20 protein-coding genes are annotated in these 19,313 nt (G+C 64.0%); all 20 read left to right on the top strand.

All coding sequences use genetic code 11. From position 1 onward, the window contains the following. Positions 1-3 precede the first annotated feature (3 nt). The 20 genes from IM543_11275 (at position 4) to IM543_11180 (ending at position 19,307) form a co-directional block, all read left to right on the top strand. Complete coding sequence (locus tag IM543_11275) at positions 4-1,272, top strand: phage portal protein (GenBank protein QOY96342.1); 1,269 nt, start codon at positions 4-6, stop codon at positions 1,270-1,272. Further along, a complete protein-coding gene (locus IM543_11270; protein QOY96341.1) occupies positions 1,250-2,101 on the top strand; it encodes a Clp protease ClpP in 852 nt (283 codons plus the stop codon). The genes IM543_11275 and IM543_11270 overlap by 23 nt, the downstream gene beginning before the upstream one ends. Before the next feature lie 4 nt (positions 2,102-2,105). After that, positions 2,106-3,374, top strand: coding sequence for a phage major capsid protein (locus IM543_11265; GenBank protein QOY96340.1), 1,269 nt, complete (start codon positions 2,106-2,108; stop codon positions 3,372-3,374). A 318-nt stretch (positions 3,375-3,692) separates the two neighbouring features. Then, on the top strand, positions 3,693-3,998 hold the full coding sequence (locus IM543_11260; protein QOY96633.1) for an HNH endonuclease: 306 nt from the start codon (positions 3,693-3,695) through the stop codon (positions 3,996-3,998). 65 nt (positions 3,999-4,063) lie between these two features. Beyond that, positions 4,064-4,234, top strand: coding sequence for a hypothetical protein (locus tag IM543_11255; GenBank protein QOY96339.1), 171 nt, complete (start codon positions 4,064-4,066; stop codon positions 4,232-4,234). 95 nt (positions 4,235-4,329) lie between these two features. Then, positions 4,330-4,749 carry a hypothetical protein gene (locus IM543_11250; protein QOY96338.1) on the top strand — a complete coding sequence of 140 codons (420 nt, stop codon included), beginning with the start codon at positions 4,330-4,332 and terminating at the stop codon, positions 4,747-4,749. 2 nt (positions 4,750-4,751) lie between these two features. Then, complete coding sequence (locus tag IM543_11245) at positions 4,752-5,171, top strand: hypothetical protein (protein ID QOY96337.1); 420 nt, start codon at positions 4,752-4,754, stop codon at positions 5,169-5,171. Next, positions 5,168-5,539, top strand: a complete 372-nt coding sequence (locus tag IM543_11240) for a hypothetical protein (GenBank protein QOY96336.1) — start codon at positions 5,168-5,170, stop codon at positions 5,537-5,539. Before IM543_11245 ends, IM543_11240 begins: the two co-directional genes overlap by 4 nt. A 2-nt stretch (positions 5,540-5,541) precedes the next feature. After that, complete coding sequence (locus IM543_11235; GenBank protein ID QOY96335.1) at positions 5,542-7,071, top strand: hypothetical protein; 1,530 nt, start codon at positions 5,542-5,544, stop codon at positions 7,069-7,071. Next, entirely contained in the window at positions 7,068-7,613 is a 546-nt protein-coding gene (locus IM543_11230) for a hypothetical protein (GenBank protein ID QOY96334.1), read from the top strand. The genes IM543_11235 and IM543_11230 overlap by 4 nt, the downstream gene beginning before the upstream one ends. Next, positions 7,613-7,960, top strand: coding sequence for a phage head closure protein (locus IM543_11225; GenBank protein QOY96333.1), 348 nt, complete (start codon positions 7,613-7,615; stop codon positions 7,958-7,960). Before IM543_11230 ends, IM543_11225 begins: the two co-directional genes overlap by 1 nt. Further along, complete coding sequence (locus IM543_11220) at positions 7,953-8,435, top strand: HK97 gp10 family phage protein (GenBank protein ID QOY96332.1); 483 nt, start codon at positions 7,953-7,955, stop codon at positions 8,433-8,435. Before IM543_11225 ends, IM543_11220 begins: the two co-directional genes overlap by 8 nt. Continuing rightward, positions 8,432-8,830, top strand: a complete 399-nt coding sequence (locus IM543_11215) for a DUF3168 domain-containing protein (GenBank protein ID QOY96331.1) — start codon at positions 8,432-8,434, stop codon at positions 8,828-8,830. The genes IM543_11220 and IM543_11215 overlap by 4 nt, the downstream gene beginning before the upstream one ends. A 71-nt stretch (positions 8,831-8,901) precedes the next feature. Continuing rightward, complete coding sequence (locus IM543_11210; protein QOY96330.1) at positions 8,902-10,113, top strand: hypothetical protein; 1,212 nt, start codon at positions 8,902-8,904, stop codon at positions 10,111-10,113. Positions 10,114-10,223: 110 nt separating this feature from the next. Continuing rightward, a complete protein-coding gene (locus IM543_11205; GenBank protein QOY96329.1) occupies positions 10,224-10,676 on the top strand; it encodes a hypothetical protein in 453 nt (150 codons plus the stop codon). Further along, positions 10,604-10,999 (top strand): hypothetical protein, encoded by a 396-nt coding sequence (locus IM543_11200; protein QOY96328.1) that lies wholly within the window; start codon positions 10,604-10,606, stop codon positions 10,997-10,999. Before IM543_11205 ends, IM543_11200 begins: the two co-directional genes overlap by 73 nt. A gap of 37 nt (positions 11,000-11,036) precedes the next feature. Further along, positions 11,037-16,298, top strand: a complete 5,262-nt coding sequence (locus IM543_11195; GenBank protein ID QOY96327.1) for a tape measure protein — start codon at positions 11,037-11,039, stop codon at positions 16,296-16,298. Continuing rightward, the gene (locus IM543_11190) at positions 16,295-17,824 is read left to right on the top strand and encodes a hypothetical protein (protein QOY96326.1); all 1,530 of its coding nucleotides are present in this window, start codon (positions 16,295-16,297) and stop codon (positions 17,822-17,824) included. Before IM543_11195 ends, IM543_11190 begins: the two co-directional genes overlap by 4 nt. Beyond that, positions 17,821-18,828, top strand: a complete 1,008-nt coding sequence (locus IM543_11185) for a hypothetical protein (protein ID QOY96325.1) — start codon at positions 17,821-17,823, stop codon at positions 18,826-18,828. Before IM543_11190 ends, IM543_11185 begins: the two co-directional genes overlap by 4 nt. Further along, complete coding sequence (locus IM543_11180; GenBank protein QOY96324.1) at positions 18,828-19,307, top strand: hypothetical protein; 480 nt, start codon at positions 18,828-18,830, stop codon at positions 19,305-19,307. Before IM543_11185 ends, IM543_11180 begins: the two co-directional genes overlap by 1 nt. The last annotated feature ends 6 nt before the right edge of the window (positions 19,308-19,313 follow it).

Here is a 19,313-nt window from a genome sequence, read left to right as displayed (position 1 = left end):
CCCATGGAACTATTCGACGCTCTAACCGCCACATCGCACTGGCGGGAAGCGGAGTCGCGTCCAGCGGCGGTACGAAAGGCGGGCGGCCAGGCGTTCGCGTCGCTGACCAGCGCCGACTTGATGGAATACATGCGCGGCGGCGAGACCGCGAGCGGCGAGTATGTCACGGCGTCAAATTCGCTGGAGAACATGGCGATCCTGCGCTGCGTAAGCCTGATTTCCGAGTCGATCGGCATGCTGCCGCTGAACCTGACGGCCCGGGGCGACGAGAAAGCCTACGCGACCGAGCACCCGCTGTATCGCGTGCTGAAAAGCCGCCCGAACGAGTTCCAGGGCGCCTACAAATTCAAGAGCACGATGCAGTTACGCGCCCTGCTCAAGGGGAACGCCTACGCGCGCGTGATCTGGCGCGGCAACACCGTAGTCCGGCTCATCCCGCTGGACTCCGACAAGGTGACGCCGAAGATGAACGACGACTTCACCGTGCGCTACGAATACCGGCGCCCGGACGGCGGAATCGTCGCGTTACCGGCTCGCGAGATCCTTCACCTGGCTGACCTGGCTGACGACGAGCACGGCCTTGTCGGGCTGTCGCGCGTAAAAAAGGCGAAGGAATCGATCGGCTTGGCCCTGCAGGCGCAGAAAGCAGCCGCTCGCATCTTCAAGAACGGCGTCATGGCCGGCGGCGCCCTGTCCTACCCGAGCAAGCTCAACGACCAGCAGATCAAAAACATCCGCGACAGCCTGGAAGAGCGGTATTCGGGTCAGGAGAACGCCCACAAGTGGATGGTTCTGGAAGACGGAATCAAGGCCGATAAATGGGCGAACACCGCTGATGACTCGCAGCTGCTGGAGGGTCGGAATCACCAGATCGAGGAAATCGCCCGCGCTTTCGGCGTGCCGCGCCCCCTGCTGATGATGGACGACACCTCCTGGGGCTCCGGCATCGAGCAGTTGGGCATCTTCTTCGTTCAGTACGGCCTGCAGCACTGGTTCAACATTTGGGAAGACGAGATTGCACTCAAGCTCCTGAGCGAACGCGAGCGCGATCTGTACTACGCCAAGTTCAACGAGCGCGCCCTCCTCCGCGGCACGCTAAAAGACCAAGCTGACTTCTTCGCGAAGGCGCTGGGCTCCGGTGGCAGCCAGCCCTGGATGAAGGCGAACGAGGTCCGCGACCTCCAAGAACTACCGAAAAGCAGCGAGTCGGTTGCCGAGTCGCTCGAAAGCACCCTCACGAGGAAAGCGAATGTCCCTGATCAAACTACCTGAAATCAAGGCTGATGCCCGCATCGCCACCGCGCAGTTCGATCTGCGCCAGGATGCGCTCGACGCCTGGGAGCCCGGCGTGCGCGCCGCGGCGGGCGATGAGGCCAAGACGATCAGCATGTACGCGCCGATCGGCCAAACCTGGGACGGCGAAGGTGTCACCGCTCGCCGCATTGGCGCCGCGCTGCGCGCCATTGGCGACAGCGAGGTGACGGTCAACCTGAATTCCCCGGGCGGCGACTTCTTCGAAGGCGTGGCGATCTACAACCTGCTGCGCGCCCATTCGAAGAAAGTCACGGTCAACGTCATGGGTATTGCCGCTTCGGCCGCTTCCGTGATCGCCATGGCCGGCGACGAGATCAACATGGGCGAAGGGACGCACCTGATGATCCACAACGCCTGGGTGGTCGCCGCCGGCAACCGGCATGACATGGCTGAAGCTGCCGCCTACCTTGAGCCGTTCGACAACGCTATGCGCGACCTCTACGCGGAGCGCACCGGCATGGACGCCAAGGAAATCGCGAAGATGATGGACGACGAAACCTACATCAACGCATCCGACGCTGTCGCCAAGGGCTTCGCCACCGGCAAGCTCGATCGTGCGGCGATCACCAAGGACGCAAAGGCGGCGCAGCACATGAAGGTGCTGGCCACCGTCGAGTCCTCGCTGGCGAAGTCCGGCCTTTCCCGGGCCGCGCGCCGCGAGACGCTCAACGCACTATTCAACGGCAAGCCGGGCGCTGCCGGAGAACCCGATGCCACGCCGGGCGCTGGCAGCGACACCCAAGTTGAAGCCTCGCTTCAGAACCTCCTGAATACTCTGAAAGGGTAAAGCAATGAAAAACAATCGCATCATGCTGGCGAAGGCTGCTGAACTGGCCGTCGCAGCAAAGCCGGCGCCGCGCGGCATTGTCAGTGGCGTGCGCGCCGATGGCGGCAACGTCACCCAGCTCGTCGCCTCGCTGCAGCAGGCGTTCGCCACCTTCAAGGACGAGCACACCAAGCAGCTCGCCGACCTGAAGGCCGGCATCAACGACCCACTCCAGGCGAGCAAAGTCGAGAAGATCAACGCTGACATCGCGAACCTGCAGGCCGCGATTGACGCCAGCAACACCAAAATGGCCGCAATGGAAATGGGCTCTGGTGGCGGGCGCCAGGTCAAGGACAAGGAATACAGCGACGCGTTCCAGGCACACATGCGCCGTGGCGACGTGCAAGCGGCCCTGAACAAGGGCGTCGCCGAAGACGGCGGCTTCACCTCGCCGGTGGAATGGGACCGCACGGTCACCGACAAGCTCGTGATCGTGTCGCCGATGCGTTCGCTGTGCAGCGTTCAGAAAGTGGGCGGCACCGGCTACGAGAAGCTGGTCAACAAGCGTGGCACCACCTCCGGCTGGGTCGGCGAGGAAGACGTCCGCGGCGAAACCGAAACCTCGAAGCTTGCCAAACAGGGCTACAGCTGGGGCGAGATTTACGCGAACCCCTCGGCCACCCAGCAGATGCTGGATGACAGCGAGATCGACATCGAGCAGTGGCTGGCCGGCGAAGTCGACGTCGAGTTCGCCTACCAGGAAGGTAAGGCATTCGTCTCGGGCGACGGCACCAAGAAGCCACGCGGCCTGCTGACCTATGCTGCCGGCGGCGCCGGCCTGCACCCGCTGGGCGGCATTGAAGTCATCGGCTCGGGCGCCGTCGGCAGCATCACCGGCGACTCGATCCTCGACCTGGTCTATGCCCTGCCCGAGACCTTCACCGGCAACGCCAAGTTCGCCATGAACCGCAACACGATGCTGCGCATCCGCAAGCTGAAGGATTCGGACGGCAACTACCTGTGGCAGCCGTCGCTGCAGGCCGGACAGCCGTCGACCCTGGCCGGCTACGCGATCGCCGACATCCCGGACATGCCGGGCGTCGCCGCCAACGCCCTGTCGATCGCCTTCGGCGACTTCAAGCGCGCGTACAAGATCCTGGACCGCGTGGGTGTGCGCGTGCTCCGAGACCCATACACGAAAAAACCTTACGTAATGTTTTATACAACTAAACGGGTGGGTGGTGGTTTGGAAAATCCCGAATGCATGAAGTTTATGCGGATCGCAGCCGCCTAAGCGATGTAGGCAAACTCAGCATTGTCGGCCTTTGTGATGTAAAGTAAAGGCTGACAATGCGAGGGCTGAATGGCGGGAATTTGTTCGATCGAAGACTGCGGGATGCCTTTTCTAGCAAGAGGTTATTGCTCCGCTCATTACACTCGCTTTAGGAAGCACGGCGATCCTCTTGCCGGCGGACCGATGAAGCCAAAAGCTTCGGAGCGTCGGCCGGTCGGCTCCCCCTGCAGGCATCCAGGATGCGATGGAGTCACCGAGCCCGGCTCGGCTTTCGGCTTGTGTGGCGCGCACTATATGCGTCGCAAGAGTGGCCGCGATATGGATGCGCCGGTAGCGCGAGTTCGCACGAAAGCAAAGCGGATCGATCGACTCGGCTACGTATGTTGGTCCGATCCATCGCACCCGCAGGCAAGAGGCTCAGGTCAGGTGCATGAACATCGCGCTGTAATGGCTGAAATGCTCGGGCGTGACCTTCTCCCTGGTGAAAACGTCCACCATATAAATGGGGTCAGGTCAGATAACCGCCCCGAGAATCTCGAGCTCTGGGTGACCATGCAGCCTGCCGGCCAGCGTCCGGCGGACTTAGTCGCGTGGGCCAAAGAGATTTTGGCTCGCTACGGCTAGCCAAAGCGAAGTACAACAAGTCACATGAGGCCACCTTCGGGTGGCCTTTTTCATTTGGAGTAACGATGAAACTCACCAAGCCATTCCTGGGCGTGCCTGACGGCGAGATCTACCCGGTCCAGTACGAGGCCGGCGACGAATGCCCGCCCGAGCTGGAGACTGCGGCTATCGCGCTGGGCGCCGCGGATGCGCCGGAAGGCGCCGAGCCGGCCAAACCCACCCGCGCCAAGAAATAACCGATCCGGCCGCCGTCACCTACGCCGAATCGCTGAAGTAATCCCCTGCCGCTCGCCGAGTGCCGGCGGCCTCACCGAATACCGAAAGGCAGCACATGCCCACACTCCAGAAGTTCCAAGATTTCGCCGAGCAGGTGCTGCGCGGTAAGCACGACTTCGGCGCGCACGTGCTCAAGGTCGCGCTGACCAATACGGCGCCGGTCGCAACGAATGCCGTCCTGGCTGACATCACCCAGGTAGCGGCCGGCGGTGGCTACGTGGCGGGCGGCTACGCGCTCGACTCGGTCACCCTGACCGAAGCCGGCGGCACGGCCAAGGTCACGATTGCCGACGAAGTGATCACCGCTACCGGAGGCTCGATCGGCCCGTTCCGCTATGCGGTCGTCTACAACGACACCGCTACCGGCAAGCCCCTGGTCGGCTTCGTTGACCGTGGTGACAGCATCACGCTGCTCGACGGCGAGTCCGTCACCGTCGACTTCGATGCGGCCGCCGGCGTGCTGACATTGGCCTGACCATGAGCATCCGCGACCGCATCCTGGCGCGCCCGGAACTGGCTGACCTGCGCGCCGCGCGCGATCTGGACGGCCTGGCCGCCGCGCTCAACGCAAGCGCGCCGCTCGTCTCGAAGCAGCGCTTCATCACCGCTCGAGCGGTTCTGACGCAGTGCCAGGACGGCGCGGCGATCCTGACAGCGCTCGAAACCGCGGCGCCGCAAAACGTCGCTGTCGCCTATGCGCTGCGCTTCCTCGGGCAAGATGCCGGGCTGGACATCGGCGATCCCGGGGCGCATGCCCTGCTGGATCAGCTTGCCCTTGCCGGCATCCTGAGTGAAGCGCACATCGAGCAGCTCAAGGCCCTGGCCCGCAAGCCCGATCTGGTGACTCGACTCGATGTCGAGACCGCCATGTACAACCCTGATGGAACCGAGAAATGACCGCACCTACCCGCTCGACTGTAACGATCCTGGCCGCAGCGGCATCGACTGGCGGGACCAAGGCCGCACCGGCGACCACGGGCGCGTGGGTGGATGTGCGCACGTTCAATGGCGGCGATATCGCCTGGAGTGTGAAGAACGGCAGCAGCGCCCCCGGCGTGCAGGGCCAGTTCACGCTGCAGGTTTCCGACGCAAACGATGGAACCAACATCTCAGACTTGTGGAGTGGCGGCGGCGATGTGACCGCAAACAGCGAAACCACTGGCCTGATCGATCTTCCCAGCGCCGCATCCTACGTCCGCATGATCTGCTACGGAAACACGACGAACCCTGTCACGTTTAAAGCCGTTCTGTTCGCCAAGGGGTAATCATGCGTGTCATGCGCTATCAGCCGCAAGGTCGTGTACGCATCAACACGCGCAATCCCCTGACGCTCGGGCTCGTGCTTTCGATGCAGGCCGGCGCGGGCGTGCGCGATGTGATCTCCGGGCAGGGCATGTCCGGCCGCGGGTCGGCTCAGTCGATCAAGGCGTTTGACGGCGGCCTGGCCTACGACAATCGTGCCGTAAACTCGGCTGCATTCGTGAGTGCCGCCGGGCTGTCTGGCGCGCTCGTCGGTGACCAAACTGTCGTCTTCGACCTGGTGCTGTCGGGGGCATATTCTGGCAATGCGCCGGCCATTGGCGGCCTCTGGCGAACGACGACGCAAAACGATTCATGGCTGACCCTTGATCGAACATCGGTCGATGGGCTGACGTTGAATTTCAGGATTGGCGGGGTAAGCTCATCCAGGACATTTGCGATTGGCGCCTCATCGCTGTACGGCAAGCGCATCATCATTGCCGCGTCGATCTACCGTGGCGAAGGGCGAATCGTTCGCTTGCGCGTCGCCGCCGACGGGCAAGTGCTGCTCGATCTGGAGGCCTCGTACAGCGCATCTGGTGACGCGAATGTAACGCCGACTGGGACCGAGTACGTTTCGATCGGTTCGGAATCGATTGAAAATGCGACACGGAATCCGAACTGCATTATCTATAGTCAGCATCACTTCTCGCGCGTACTCGACGCGCGAGAAGTCGCCTCACTTTCGGCTGCCCAATGGCAGCTATTCGCCGCTCCGAATGGTGGCGAGGTAGGTGCGCCAACGGCTCCTGGTGGCTCGGCGCTGATTGTGACCCCAGCCGCCCTGCTGCTCGGCGGCGGCGAAGTGGCAATGCGCGTGTCGCGCCGCGTCGGCGTTCAGGCGGCGGCTATGGCGGTCAGTGGTGGCAGTGTCACTCTGCGGGCCGCCAGACAGCTTGGTGTTCAGCCAGGCGCGCTGATGCTGACTGGCGGTGGCGCGGGACTGAAGGCGGCGCGCCTTATTTCGGCTACCGCTGCTGGCCTGACGCTGCAGACCGGCGCCGCGCAGCTGCGCGCATCGCGCCGCCTCACCGTTGCCCCTGTCGACATGGCTGTGACGGCCGGAACGCTCCAGTTCCAGTACGCGCCTGCGCCGGCGGCAGGCAGTTACGCGATTGCCGTGTCACCGGCTGCGCTTTCGCTCAGCGGGGGCAACGTAGAAATGCGCGTCACCAGGCGGATTCCGGTTGCGGGTGCCGGGCTGGCGATCTCGAGTGGCGAGGCGCGACTACTTGCCGGGCGCCGAATTCTAGTCGCTCCAGCGATGCTCGAGTGCGCGGTCGGGGAAGTCATCTTGCGCGCCGATCGGCGCCTGCAGGTCACCCCCGCGCAACTGGTGGCCGCCGGCGGCGCGGTGGTGCTCCGCTACAGCCAGCAAATCGAATACGCCCGTGCGCCGGACGGCTTCGGCTACCCGCCGCAGCGCGTCGAGATCCAGGCTCGGCCAGCCCAGCTTGGCGGCTCGCGTCCCGCTTCTATCCAAAGGAACAACAGATGACAACGAAACAGGTATCGGTGCCCGCTGGCCTGCCGGTGCCCCTGGCCGCCGCCATCAACAAGGCGCGCGCCGACGGCGCCGACATGGAGGCCGAAGTCGAGCTCGAGGTGCGCGGCATCGCCGGCCAGGTCGAGCACGAGATCGGCCGCGCGCTGTGCGAGCAGACTTGGCGCGTCACGCTGGACCGCTTCCCTGATGCGATCAAGCTGCCCATGGCCGCGCCGCTGATCGCCGTGGAAAGCGTCAAGTTCATCGACGCCGACGGCGTGCAGCGGATCCTCGACCCGCAAGACTACTTCGTGGACAGCGCAAGCGAGCCCGCCTACGTGATGCCGGCGCCGGGCCGGGCCTGGCCGGCGACCGCCGTGCGCGCGAATGCCGTCGAGGTGCAGTACCGGTGCGGCTATGGCGCCGACTACACCGCGGTGCCGCCGGCGATCCAGAGCTACATTCTGGGGCGCTTGGAGGCGATCTATTCGCAGGGCGAGAGCGGGAACGCCAAGTTTCTGGGCGGCCTACTTGACGCGTTCAGGGTGTACTGATGGCGGCGCCCGTACGACTCAACGAGCGCGCGACCATTCAGGAGCGCACCACTGGCCGCGATCCCGAATACGGCACCGAGGTTGACACCTGGGTGGCTGTGCATGACCGCATCTGGTGCGAGGCGCAGGACGTACTGCCCAGCCGCGGCGAGACCGTCGAGCAGGGTCGCCAGGTGGCCACGATGCGCACTCGCCTCCGGATCCGCAAGCAGATCGCGATCGCGCCGGAAATGCGCGTCATCCTGCACGGCAAGGGCGATCGCGTCATGCAGGTGATCTCGGGCCCGGCGTACTTGGACGACAAAACCCACGTGGAATGCATGCTGGAAGGGTATAGCGATGGCTGACGAAACGATCGCGGGCGGCCGGGCGCTGGATGCGCTCCTGCAGACCTTGCCGGTGAAGGTCGAGAAGAACATTCTCCGCGCCGCCATGCGCGCCGGCGCTGCCGTGTTCCGCGAGCAGGCGAAGGCCAATGTTCCGGTCGACTCCGGCGCGCTCCGCCGCAGCCTGAAGGTGTCGGTCAACACGAAGCGCGGGAAAGTTACGGCAAAACTCAAGGCAGGCGGGAGGCTCGCGCCGCACGCGCACCTGGTTGAGTTCGGTACGAAGCCGCACAAGATCAAGCCAAAGAAGCAGCAAGCGTTGGCGTTTGGCGGGCACGTGGCTCGCGAGGTTGACCACCCAGGCGCCAGGCCCCAGCCATTCATGCGCCCGGCTTTCGATGGCCGCTCGACAGCTGCTATTGCCGCTGTCGGCGCCAAAATACGTGAGCGCCTGACGAGTGAAGGCATTGACGTGCCAGCACCGGAGGAGCCATGAGCGCTGTAAAAGCCGTAATCGCCCTGCTCAAGGCCGACGATCGCGTGGCCGCCCTTTTCGGCGACCGCGTGTCTGCCGGCGACGTGCCGCAGGGGGCCGCACTGCCCGCGATCGGCGTGCGCGAGATCAGCAGTGTCCCGGTCGGCGCCATTGACGCTCAGGCCGCGAACTCACTCGTCACGAGCCGCGTACAAGTTACCGCCCATGTGAAGACGTACCCCGAGCTCGCCGGAGCACTGCGCGCTGCGCGCCAGGCCTGCAACTTCGAGCGCGGCTTAATCGCGGACGTTGACGTCGCCAGCGTCGTGCGCGACATCATAGGCCCGGACCTCCAGTACGAGAGCGGGCACGCTAAAAGCATCGACTTCACGGTCACGCACCACGAGCCGAATTAAACAGCAGCACTCTTCAACCCAGCCCGCACAGCATTCCGCTTGCGGGCTTTTTTATTGCCCAAAGGAGAAGTATGGGAACCGCAAGCGGAGTTTTCAAGCAGGTCGCCTACAAGCCGGAGACCGCCTACGGCGTTATGCCGACGGCGAGCGCTGCGCAGGCCATGCGCCGCGTCACCTCGTCGCTCAACATGTCGAAGGACACCTACCAGTCGAACGAGATCCGCCCCGACTTCCAGGTCGGCGACATGCGGCACGGCCTGCGCAAGGTCGGCGGACAGATCAGCGGCGAGATGTCGGCGAAGACTTGGGCCGACTTCATCGCGGCTGCACTGAAGAAGGACTTCGCGGCCGGCGCTACCGTCGCCAGCGCGTCGATCACCGTCGGCGGCACCGCCGGCGCCTGGACCCTCACCCGCGCGGCCGGCTCGTTCCTGACCGACGGCGTGAAAGTTGGCGATGTTGTTCGCCTGACCGCCGGGGCGTTCAATGTCGCGAACCTGAACAAGAACATCCAGGTCACCGCGCTGACGGCGACCGTGGCTACTGGCGTCGTGCTGAATGGCTCCGCGCTCGTCACTGAAGGGCCGATCGCATCCGCTGCTCTGTCGGTTGTCGGAAAGAAGACGCTGGTCCCGCAGGCCGGCCATACCGACAAGTCATTCTCGATCGAGCACTGGCACCCGGACGTTCCGGCCGGCGAGGTCTACACCGGCTGCAAGGTGACGAAAATCTCGATCAACCTGCCAGCCACTGGCATGGCGACCATCGCCGTCGAGTTCGGCGGCAAGGATGTCACCGGCAGCGCGGCGCAATACTTCACCAACCCGACACCGGTCACCGTTACCGGCACCATGGCGGCCGTCAATGGCGTGGTCAAGGTGGGTGGCGTCAGCGGCGGCACGATCACGAGCGCGAGCCTGGAGATAAGCTGCGCGCAGTCGAGCGAGCCCGGCATCGGTTCGAACACTGCCGACCAGGTCGCCACCGGCCGCGTCATCGTCACCGGCCAGATCACCGCCAAGTTCGACACGACCGCCCTGCGCGACGCGTTCTACAACGAGACCGAAGTGTCGGCCTACCTGGCTTTCACTGCGGACAACTCGGCGAATTCGGACTTCCTGGCCTTCAGCATGGGTCGCCTGAAGCTCAACGGCGCCGACAAGGACGACGGCGAGAAGATCCTGATCCAGACCATCCCGTTCCAAGCACTGCTCAACGGTGCCGGCGGCGCGTCTGCATCCACCGACATGACCACCATCGCCGTGCAGGACAGCGCGGCCTAACCCCTTCGCCGCCACGTGCGGCAACCCTGGCACCGACTGGTCGCCGTCTCCTTTCGCGGGAGCGGCGGCCGGCACGGGCATTTTTCCTCCACGCGAAAGAGAGAACCTGTATGAACCTGAATACCGCCCAGCCTTCCGACCTGATCAACAAACTGGTGTCCTCGCTGGATATCGACGCCTTCGACGACGTCCCGACCGGCAAGTTGATCCTGGTGAATCCGGTCACCAAGGAGAAGACCAGTACCTTCATGGAGCTGGCCAGCCCGGAGCACGAAGCCCGCAAGCGCATCGACCTGGCTCGCACTCGCCGCCTGCGCGCGGAGTTCGCCGCCAACGGCAAGCTCGAGTCGCGCGACCCACTGGAGGACATCGAGGACGAGACCGACTACCTGGTGGCCTCGGTCCTGAGCTGGAACGTCACCCGTGGCGGCCAGTCGGTCGAATGCACCGCGGCGAACGTCCGCGCGCTGCTGGCCGACCCGAAGAAGCAGTGGGTCCGCGCCCAGGTCCGCGAAGGCGTGCACAAGACCGAGCTTTTTATCGCCGACTCCGCGAAAGCCTGACGGAGTGCTGCCGCGCCGAGCATGAACTGGCGGCGCGGCAGGGCGACGGCGCAACACTGCGCACGCATCTTCAGCGTCTGGCGAAGAACACCGGCGAGGTCGACCCGCTGCTCAAGATCGAATGGCCTCGGGTTGGCCTGCCCCTCTGGGATGCCTTCAGGCGCATGGGGCGCTCGTCGACTGTGAATGGGCCTGGCCCGATCCAGCCGGAGAACATCCTGGCGTACCAGCAGCTCTACCGCGTCCGGTTCACGGACTGGGAGCTGGAAGTAATCGAGGCCTTCGACGCGATCGCGATGGAGGCCATGAGCAAGAAGAACTGAGGGCGGCTGCGATCGCCCTCTTCCATTTGGAGAAGACATGATCGTCGGCGATATGGAGATCCGCCTTCGGGCAGACATCGCGCGCCTGCAGCGCGATATGAACGACGCGCGCCGCGTGGTTACCGCGGCTACGGCCGGCATGGAGCGTGCTGCCCGGGCTGCAAAATCTGCCCTCGGCGGTATCGCATCCGCTCTGGGCGGGCGCGAGCTGATCCAGATGACCGACGAGTACACGAAATTTACCGCGCAGCTCAAGCTGGCGACTCAGTCGCAGCGTGAGTACGCGGCCGCCTACGCCGACGTCAAGCGGATCTCGACGCAATCGACTCAGGGCCTGGGTGAAACTGGCGTGCTGTACGCCCGCATCGCCAACGGTACGCGCGAACTCGGCGTGGCACAAAAGCAGGTTGCGGCCATTACCGAGACGGTCAACTTGGCCCTGATGGTTTCCGGCGCTACTGCGTCCGAATCAGCCTCTGCCCAGCTGCAGTTGTCCCAGGCCTTCGCGTCGGGCACCCTGCGCGGGGAAGAATTCAACGCCGTCAACGAAGCCGCGCCGCGTCTGATGCTAGCCCTCGCTGATGGCATCGGCGTACCTGTGGGCGCGCTGAAGAAAATGGCTGAGGAAGGCGAAATCACGTCCAAGATCATGTCGGACGTGCTGCCGAACGCCCTGGTGGGCCTGCGTAAAGAGGCCAAGGAGATCCAAACCATCGCTGGCGCCTTCACGGTCCTGAAGAACAATGCCATGGAGTTCGTTGGGGTCCAGGCGCAGGCAAATGGTGTCGTCGCGGCTGCGGCCGGCGGGCTCACACTCCTGGCTAACAACCTGGCCTTGGTGGCCGGCTCCGTGATGACACTTGGCGCCGCGAGGCTGGGTAGCGTCATCGGGGAGTGGGTGGCGAGCACTTATCGCCAGATCACCGCCGCCAGCGCCCTGCGCGCGGCCAACATTGCATCGGCTGAGGCCGAAGTCGCCGCCACCGGCGCGAAGCTTGCGCAGCTAAGCACTACTCGAGCAATGATCGTAGTGGCGCGCGAAGAGGCTATGGCGAAGCTGGTCGGATCGAACGCAAACATCACCGCAGCGCGCACCGCAATGACCGCGGCGCAAGCTGCAGGCGCACAAAGTTTCGCCTTGCGGACTCTGCGCCTCGCTACCGCTGAATTAGCCGTAGCCGAAGCCCAGCGCGCCGCCATGGTCGCTGAACTTGCCATTCTTGGCCGCCAGCAAGCGGCTGTCTCGGCGCAGATCACTGCCGCCACCGCGGCGCAGACCGCCGCCCAGGCTGGCTTGAACGCAGCGACCACCGCCGGCGTCGGCGCCGCCAGCCTGGCTTCGCGTGCTCTCGGCTTTCTTGGTGGCCCGATCGGCGCCGTGATCACCTTGCTTGGCATTGGCGCCATGGCCTGGTCGACGTGGAAGAGCAAGGCGGTCGAGTCCGAGAAGGAAGTCGCACGCACCCTGGCTGAAGAGACTGAGGACTACATCGCCAACCTGCAGCGTCAGATCGACAAGCTGAACGAGCGCAACGAGCTCGCCGGCAAGCGCATGACATCGGGCGCCGAGCCGACCACCGACTACGAGAAGCGCCGCGAAGCGATCATGGCTGAGATCAACCGAATCTCGAAGGATGCGGACCTGGGTGCTGATGCCAAAACAGAGCAACTGCGCGTCTGGGGCGGCCGGCTGAACCAGCTCACCACTGACATGGAGCGGCTGAGCACCGCCCAGCAGAAAAACAAGGACATCAGCTTCGATTCGAAGTATTCCGACTGGCTGGGCAAGAATGGCAACGCCGCTCAAAAGGAGGCGTATGAGCTCGAGGAGCTGCGAAAGGAATACGGACGCGTCACGCCCGAAATGGAGAAGTTCGTCAAGGCCAAATATGCTGACAAGGGCGCCGCCGCCAGCATCAAGCAAGAAGCGACCGCCTACCAGAGCCTGGTTACGTCGATCGACGAGAAGCTTGCTGCCACCGCGCTTGAGCTTCAGGGCTACGACAAGTTGTCGGACTCGCAAAAAATGGCGATCAAGCTGGATGCCGAGATCAAAAACGGCAAAAGCAAGCTGAGCGTGGAGCACGTAAAGGAGGCTCGCGCCAAGATCGAGCAGATCGCGGCGCAAGAGGATTTGCTCGAAGTCCAGAAGCAAGCCGCGAAGTGGGCGGAAGCCGAGTCGAAGAACGACGCCGACCACTACACGAATCTGCGCGCCGGAACCGCTGCGATCGACGACCGCATCAAGCAGATGCAACGCGAGATCGACCTGCACGGCATGTCTGCATCGGCTGCTGTCGACGCCGAGCGCGCGAAGCTGGAGGCGAAGCTGGCCGCCGGTCCAGCAACTTACGCCGAGCTGGCCGCGCTGGATGCGCAGATCGAGAAGCTGGGTCAACTGGCCGAGCTCACCCGCAAAAAGGAGACGCTCGACGCCGGCTCGAAAGCAGCGCAGCAGGCTGCTGAAGACTGGAAGCGCTCCGCCGAATCCATCGAGCAGTCCCTGACCGACGCCCTGCTCCGCGGCTTCGAGTCGGGCAAGTCGTTCGGCCGCAACCTGGTCGATACGCTGAAAAACATGTTCAGCACGCTGGTGCTGCGCCCGGTGGTTCAGGGTGTTGTCCAGTCAGGCATGAGCATGGGCGGCAGCGCCCTCGGCATGGTTGGGACCGGTACCGGCGCCGCTAATGGTGCATCGTCGATGCTAAGCACGATGGGGAGTGCAGGCTCCATCTACGGCGCATACCAGTCTAGCGCGCTGGGCCAGTTCATGAGCGGCATGTCAGGTTCGGCCAGCTATGCGTCGCAAGCGCTCGGCGCGCCGATGACCAGTGCGGCACAGGCGGGCAGTGCGACCGCATCCGGCCTTGGTGCCGGCGGCGCTACCCCATGGCTTGGGATGGCCGGTGGCGGCCTGGCTGCTTACCAGGTGGGCGAGAAGTACGGCGCCGTGGCTGGCGGCCTGGCCGGCGCCGGCACGATCGCGGCGGGCGGTGCGCTGACTGGCGCAATGGGCGGCGCTGGAGCCATGGCCGGTGCTACCGCTGCGCTCGCAGCGGTCCCGGTCTGGGGCTGGATCGCCATCGCGGCGCTCTCGATCCTGGGCGGCATGCAGAAAGGCCCAGAGAAGAGCACGCACCTGACCTTCGGCAGCAACAACGCCGCTGGTAACATCTCGATCAACGAGCGTGGTAACGAGGGCAAGATCGGCCAGTCCTACATCGATGGCTCGAGCACCGGTGCGTTCGGCAGCTTCGGCGTGGTCTCGTCCTTCTGGATGAATGCCGCGCAGCCGGCGGTGCAGGATTTCATCAAGAGTGTGACTGCGACCGATGATGCCCTGTCCAAGTTCATGAGCGAGACCGAGAAAGCGGCAGTGAAAACCACCCTCACGGCGCAGCGCACGGTGTCGAACTCAGGTCCAGAGGGTAGCGACCCGAACGGCCTGGGGGGGCTCGACAAGGTCTTCAGCGAGCGCATCAAGACCATCTTCAACACGCTGGAACCGGGTCTGGATACTGTGCTGGCCGGCTTCAAGGGCAACTCCCAGCAGCTCGGCGCCGAGGCAGAGGCGCTGCTGCAGTACCGCACCACTCTGGCCCAAACGGGGGAGGCGCTGTTTGGCGCCAAGGTCACGCTGCAGGAGCTGGCGGCGCTCGCGCAACCGACTGAGGCGGTGTCGACCGCGATCGGCAGGATTACCAGCCAGTTCGAACTGACCAACGCCGTCGCAGCATCGCTCGGCAAGACCACGGCCGAGGCCTTCGGCGCCGCCGGTCTTGCGTCACTGGGCGCCCGCGAGAAGTTCGTCAGCGCAGCCGGAGGGTTCTATGCCCTGGCTGCCAATGCCGAGGGCTTCGCGCGCGACTTCCTGACCGAGGCAGAACGCAACGCGCCTGTGCTGAAGATGGTGACGGCACGGATGGAGGCGCTCGGCTTCGCTGGCTTGGAAACCCGAGAGGAGTTCAAGCAGGTGGTGATGGGCCTCGACCTGGCTACCGATGGTGGAGTGAAGATGTATGCCGAGCTGATGAATGTCGCAGCAGCATTCGCTCAGGTGCACCCAGCCATTGAACAGACTTCGAGCGCCGCCGACAATGCGGCCAAGGTACTGCAGGAGCGGGCTGCCCTGCAGGATCAGCTCGACCAACTCACCATGACGTCAGCCCAACTGCTGGAAAAACAGCGCAACGCCCTCGATGAGAGCAACCGCGCGCTGTTTGACCAGATCGAGGGCATCAAGGCCCAGGCAGCAGCGGTCCAAGCAACCAAGGATCGCGCAGCCAACCTGCTGTCAGGCGTCGATTCGATGTTCTCGGCGCTACAGTCCGTGGTCACCCGCGAGAAGGCCCTCCTGCAGGATTCGGTGAACGCGCATCGCGCGCTGTTGTCGGCCCTGCGAGGCGCGCTGGACAGCATGAGCGTTTCCGGCCGTGAGCTGGAAGACCGCCAGAACGCCCGCGCCCAGGTGCAGACCGCGTTGGCAATCGCCAAAGCCGGCGGCGTGCTGCCGAACGCTGACAGCCTGAAGGGCGCCCTGTCCGTGCTGAGCAAGGACGCTTCGTCCATGTTCGCTACCCAGCAGGACTACCTGCGCGATTTCTACTCGACCCAGAACGACATCGCGGCCCTCGCCGGGCTGACCGATGACGCCCTGAGCGTGGAAGAGAAGTCGCTCGCAGCACTGGACGGCATCCTGGCGAACGCCGAGCAGCAGATCAGCGCGCTCAAGGGCATCGACATGTCGGTGTTCTCGGTGGCGGAAGCGGTCAGCGGGCTTGCTCGAGCGATGGGCGCGGCGAAAGCTGACCCTGTGGCCAGCGCTGGCGGCAGCATCGCCAGCCTGTACAAGGAGCTGCTGGGCCGTCCGGCTGACAGCGCAGGCCTCGACTACTGGCAGAACGCGGTGGCCGGCGGCATGTCGCTCGACCAGGTGCGCAAGCTGATCATGCAGAGCGGCGAGTTCAAGGGCATTCCGGGCTTCGCTTCGGGCGGCCTGTTCGGCGGTGGCCTGCGGATCGTCGGCGAGAACGGTCCGGAACTGGAGGCCACCGGGCCGTCGCGCATCTGGAGCGCATCGCAGACCAGCAGCCTTCTGGCGCGCATGTCCAGTCCATCGGACAACAGTGTCGTGCTGGTCGCGGCCGTCGAGCGCCTTACTGCTGAGAACCGGGAAATGCGGCGTGAACTGAACGATGCGCTGTACGCCATCGCCAAGAACACGATGAACACCGCTGACCACCTGGACGCCGCCGTAAATGGTGACGTTCCACTTGCCACGAAAGTGATACCAGCATGATTGTTGTTGATCCTGTAACGATGGGAGATGCAGCCTTCGCGCGCGCCAGCTCGGCCACGTATTGGGACCGGGATGGCGTGCTGCGGACGGCAGGCCCGAATGAGCTGCGGGTGACGTATGACCCGACCGACTTGAGCAAGCCGCCGTATGCGCTGGTGGAAGCGGCTGCAACGAACATCCTGAGCCGCTCAAACCAGTTCAGTTTTTCCAACGTATGGAAGGCTGGCACGAACGGCGCACTGTCCGAGGGCACTGTTGCGTGGGTGGACGGATCAATGACCGCCTCGGCGTACACCCACGCGACGAGCACTGGTAATTTCGCCTACCTGTCGCAGATCGCCGCCGACCCTGCTGACGCTTCGCTCGATTGGGTTTATTCCTTGTGGGTCAAGGTGCCTAGCGGTACGGCTACGATCAACCTTGCGATCAGCAATGTCAGCTTGGCGACCAAAGTCGGCGCGGTCGAGGCGGTAGGCACGACTTGGCGGCGGTTGTCGTTCGCGCTCGCGGCGGGGCAGCTTGCCAACACCGGGCTGATCGGCGTCGGCTTGTTCGGCACGCCCGGGCAGGTTTACCACATCTACGGTGCGCAGCTTGAGCGGGGAAATCGTCCATCGTTCTGCATCCCGACGTTCGCCTCGGCGGTCACCCGCGCCGCTGATGTCATCAGCTCGACCGCTGGCCTGCTGTATTCCAACGTGGCCGAACCTGAGCCGCTGTGGGCGGCCGGCACCTACGCGCTTGGCGCCAAGGTCCGCGACGCCGCGCACGTGGCCTACGAGTCTCTGGCGGCGGCCAATACGGCCCCGCTGACGGATGCGTCGAAGTGGCTCAAGCTCGGCGCCACGAACCGCTATGCAATGTTCGACGACCGGAACAACACGCAGACCAGCAACGCGGAGGAGGTCACGGTCGTGCTCTCGCCGCGCGCGATCGCTCAAGGCCTGTTGCTGGGCAACCTCGACGCGACCGAGATCGGCATTTCCGTGGTAGTGCCGAACTTCGGCGTGGTCTACCGCGAGACCGCAAGCCTCGTCGTGTCGACTTCGAATAGTAGCTTTTTTCGCTGGGGCTTCAACCGCATTCGGCGTAGGACACTGTTCCTGTCGCTGAGCCTGCCGATCTTCTTCAATGGCGTGGTCACGGTCAGCATTCGGAAGCCCGGTGGCATCGCCAGGTGCGGCATGTGCCTGATCGGACCTATCGTCGAGCCAGGCCCGACCCTGATCGGCCTGTCCACCGAGATCAAGGACTACTCGACCACCTTGTTCAATACGGATGGCAGTAGCTCCACAGTCGAGCGAGGCTACCGGAAGTTGATGTCCATGGACGTGTCGATTGATACCGAGAAAATCGTCGAAGCGGAAGAGCAGATGATCGCCTGGAAGCAGAAGACGGTGGCCTGGATCGGCGCGGCCAGCCGGCCCGACACGGTCCTGGTCGGCCGCTACAGCAGTTTCAAAAAAGTGATCGAGTCCTACCCTCGGTCGAAGATGGCTTTGCAAATTGAAGGGGTGCTTTCGTGACAATTACCGCTCTGACCGACCTGAGCAAGTTGCCGAACCAGTCGCAAGATCAGGCGACATTCGATGCTAACTGGGCCTATGTGCTTGAGACCATGGTGCTGCGAGCGAATCAGGAAAACGCGCTTGCTGCGATCATGAGCTCAGCGGGGTCCGGCAGCGCTTTCTCGCTGCAGTACAAGTTCGACGCTGGCACTGCAACGACCGACCCTACCGCCGGTTGGATGCGCCTCGCAACCGCGACGCAGAACCTGGCGAACGCCGTTGTGCTCGACGAGATCGGCGCGGATGGCGTCAACAACTCTGTGATCCTCGACCTTTTCGACTCGTCCACGAGTACGATCAAAGGGCATCTTCTGCTGCGTAACGCGGCCGATCCGTCTAAATGGCTGCTCTTGGCAGTTACGGGTCGCGCGGCGACGACTGGTTATCGAACCTTCTACACCACCCCTGTGGCGAGCAGCGTAGCAAACCCGTTCGCTCAAGCCGGCTTGGTCGTGGTTTCGTTCTCGCGCACCGGAGACAAGGGCGACACCGGAGCAGCCGCCGACCTCAAGGCCCCGACGATTTACGTTCGTGATGAAAAGAGCGTCGGGACGACAGGCGGGCTGTTTACCAATGCCGGATCGACGCCGAACGTGCGAGTTTTAAACGCGGTTAAGCGAAACGACATCAGCGGAGCGTCGCTTGCCGCCAACCGCGTTACCGTGCCAGCAGGGACCTACAACGTCTTCGCCCGAGCACCGGCCTACAACACAACAGCACATCGCATCGCCCTTTGGAATGTGACTGCAAACAGCCTGTTTGAGATAGGAACCAGCGAGTATGCGGGCTCCGTTCAAACAGACTCGATAATCCAAACGCGCAACACAGTGCTGAGTGTCGCAACCACTTTTGAACTTCAGCATTTTGTTTCGGCCAGTGGCGGCTCGCACGGACAAGGTTATCCGTCGGGTCTCGTGTACAACGAAGTTTATGCCGAACTCACTTTCGAGAAAGTCGCATAGTGGAAAACCTCAACACCCCCAACACCCCGGACGCACCGCCGCAACCACTTCGCTACGTCACCTTCGCCGCTGACGGCACGCTCGACGGCTGCTACCTGCAAGTGCCGCCCGAGGAGCACGCCGACCGCATGCTGGTCATCGACGAAACGCTCGCGCCGGCATGGGTCAACTACCGCGCTACCGAGGCGCGTGACGGGCTGGAGCTGTTGCCGCCGGCTGAGCCTGCGCCGCCGGCGGTGCCGCAGACCGTCACCCGCCGCCAGGCCCGGCAAGCCCTGCTCTTGGAGGGCCTGCTCGACGACGTGCCGATCGCAATCGCAGCCATCCCCGACGAGACCGCGCGCCGCATGGCTGAAATCGAATGGGCCGACTCGCTGGAGTTCGTCCGCACGCGGCCGCTCGTCATCCAGATCGGCGCCGCGCTGGGCTTGGACGAAGCGGCACTCGACGCACTTTTCATTCACGCAGCAACTCTCTAGGAGGCG

It is taken from the genome of Massilia sp. UMI-21, from assembly GCA_015277795.1.
In the GTDB taxonomy this organism is placed as follows: domain Bacteria; phylum Pseudomonadota; class Gammaproteobacteria; order Burkholderiales; family Burkholderiaceae_D; genus Telluria.
The sequence above is the reverse complement of the archived record's forward strand: the minus strand, read 5'-3'. Positions and strand labels throughout refer to the sequence as shown.

Coding starts and splice junctions, on each gene's coding strand:
- IM543_11195 (QOY96327.1), top strand. CDS start 11,037: ATGATCGTCGGCGATATGGAGATCCGCCTTCGGGCAGACATCGCGCGC.
- IM543_11190 (QOY96326.1), top strand. CDS start 16,295: ATGATTGTTGTTGATCCTGTAACGATGGGAGATGCAGCCTTCGCGCGC.
- IM543_11260 (QOY96633.1), top strand. CDS start 3,693: ATGGATGCGCCGGTAGCGCGAGTTCGCACGAAAGCAAAGCGGATCGAT.
- IM543_11255 (QOY96339.1), top strand. CDS start 4,064: ATGAAACTCACCAAGCCATTCCTGGGCGTGCCTGACGGCGAGATCTAC.
- IM543_11215 (QOY96331.1), top strand. CDS start 8,432: ATGAGCGCTGTAAAAGCCGTAATCGCCCTGCTCAAGGCCGACGATCGC.
- IM543_11220 (QOY96332.1), top strand. CDS start 7,953: ATGGCTGACGAAACGATCGCGGGCGGCCGGGCGCTGGATGCGCTCCTG.
- IM543_11275 (QOY96342.1), top strand. CDS start 4: ATGGAACTATTCGACGCTCTAACCGCCACATCGCACTGGCGGGAAGCG.
- IM543_11270 (QOY96341.1), top strand. CDS start 1,250: ATGTCCCTGATCAAACTACCTGAAATCAAGGCTGATGCCCGCATCGCC.
- IM543_11235 (QOY96335.1), top strand. CDS start 5,542: ATGCGTGTCATGCGCTATCAGCCGCAAGGTCGTGTACGCATCAACACG.
- IM543_11205 (QOY96329.1), top strand. CDS start 10,224: ATGAACCTGAATACCGCCCAGCCTTCCGACCTGATCAACAAACTGGTG.
- IM543_11265 (QOY96340.1), top strand. CDS start 2,106: ATGAAAAACAATCGCATCATGCTGGCGAAGGCTGCTGAACTGGCCGTC.
- IM543_11230 (QOY96334.1), top strand. CDS start 7,068: ATGACAACGAAACAGGTATCGGTGCCCGCTGGCCTGCCGGTGCCCCTG.
- IM543_11210 (QOY96330.1), top strand. CDS start 8,902: ATGGGAACCGCAAGCGGAGTTTTCAAGCAGGTCGCCTACAAGCCGGAG.
- IM543_11225 (QOY96333.1), top strand. CDS start 7,613: ATGGCGGCGCCCGTACGACTCAACGAGCGCGCGACCATTCAGGAGCGC.
- IM543_11240 (QOY96336.1), top strand. CDS start 5,168: ATGACCGCACCTACCCGCTCGACTGTAACGATCCTGGCCGCAGCGGCA.
- IM543_11245 (QOY96337.1), top strand. CDS start 4,752: ATGAGCATCCGCGACCGCATCCTGGCGCGCCCGGAACTGGCTGACCTG.
- IM543_11250 (QOY96338.1), top strand. CDS start 4,330: ATGCCCACACTCCAGAAGTTCCAAGATTTCGCCGAGCAGGTGCTGCGC.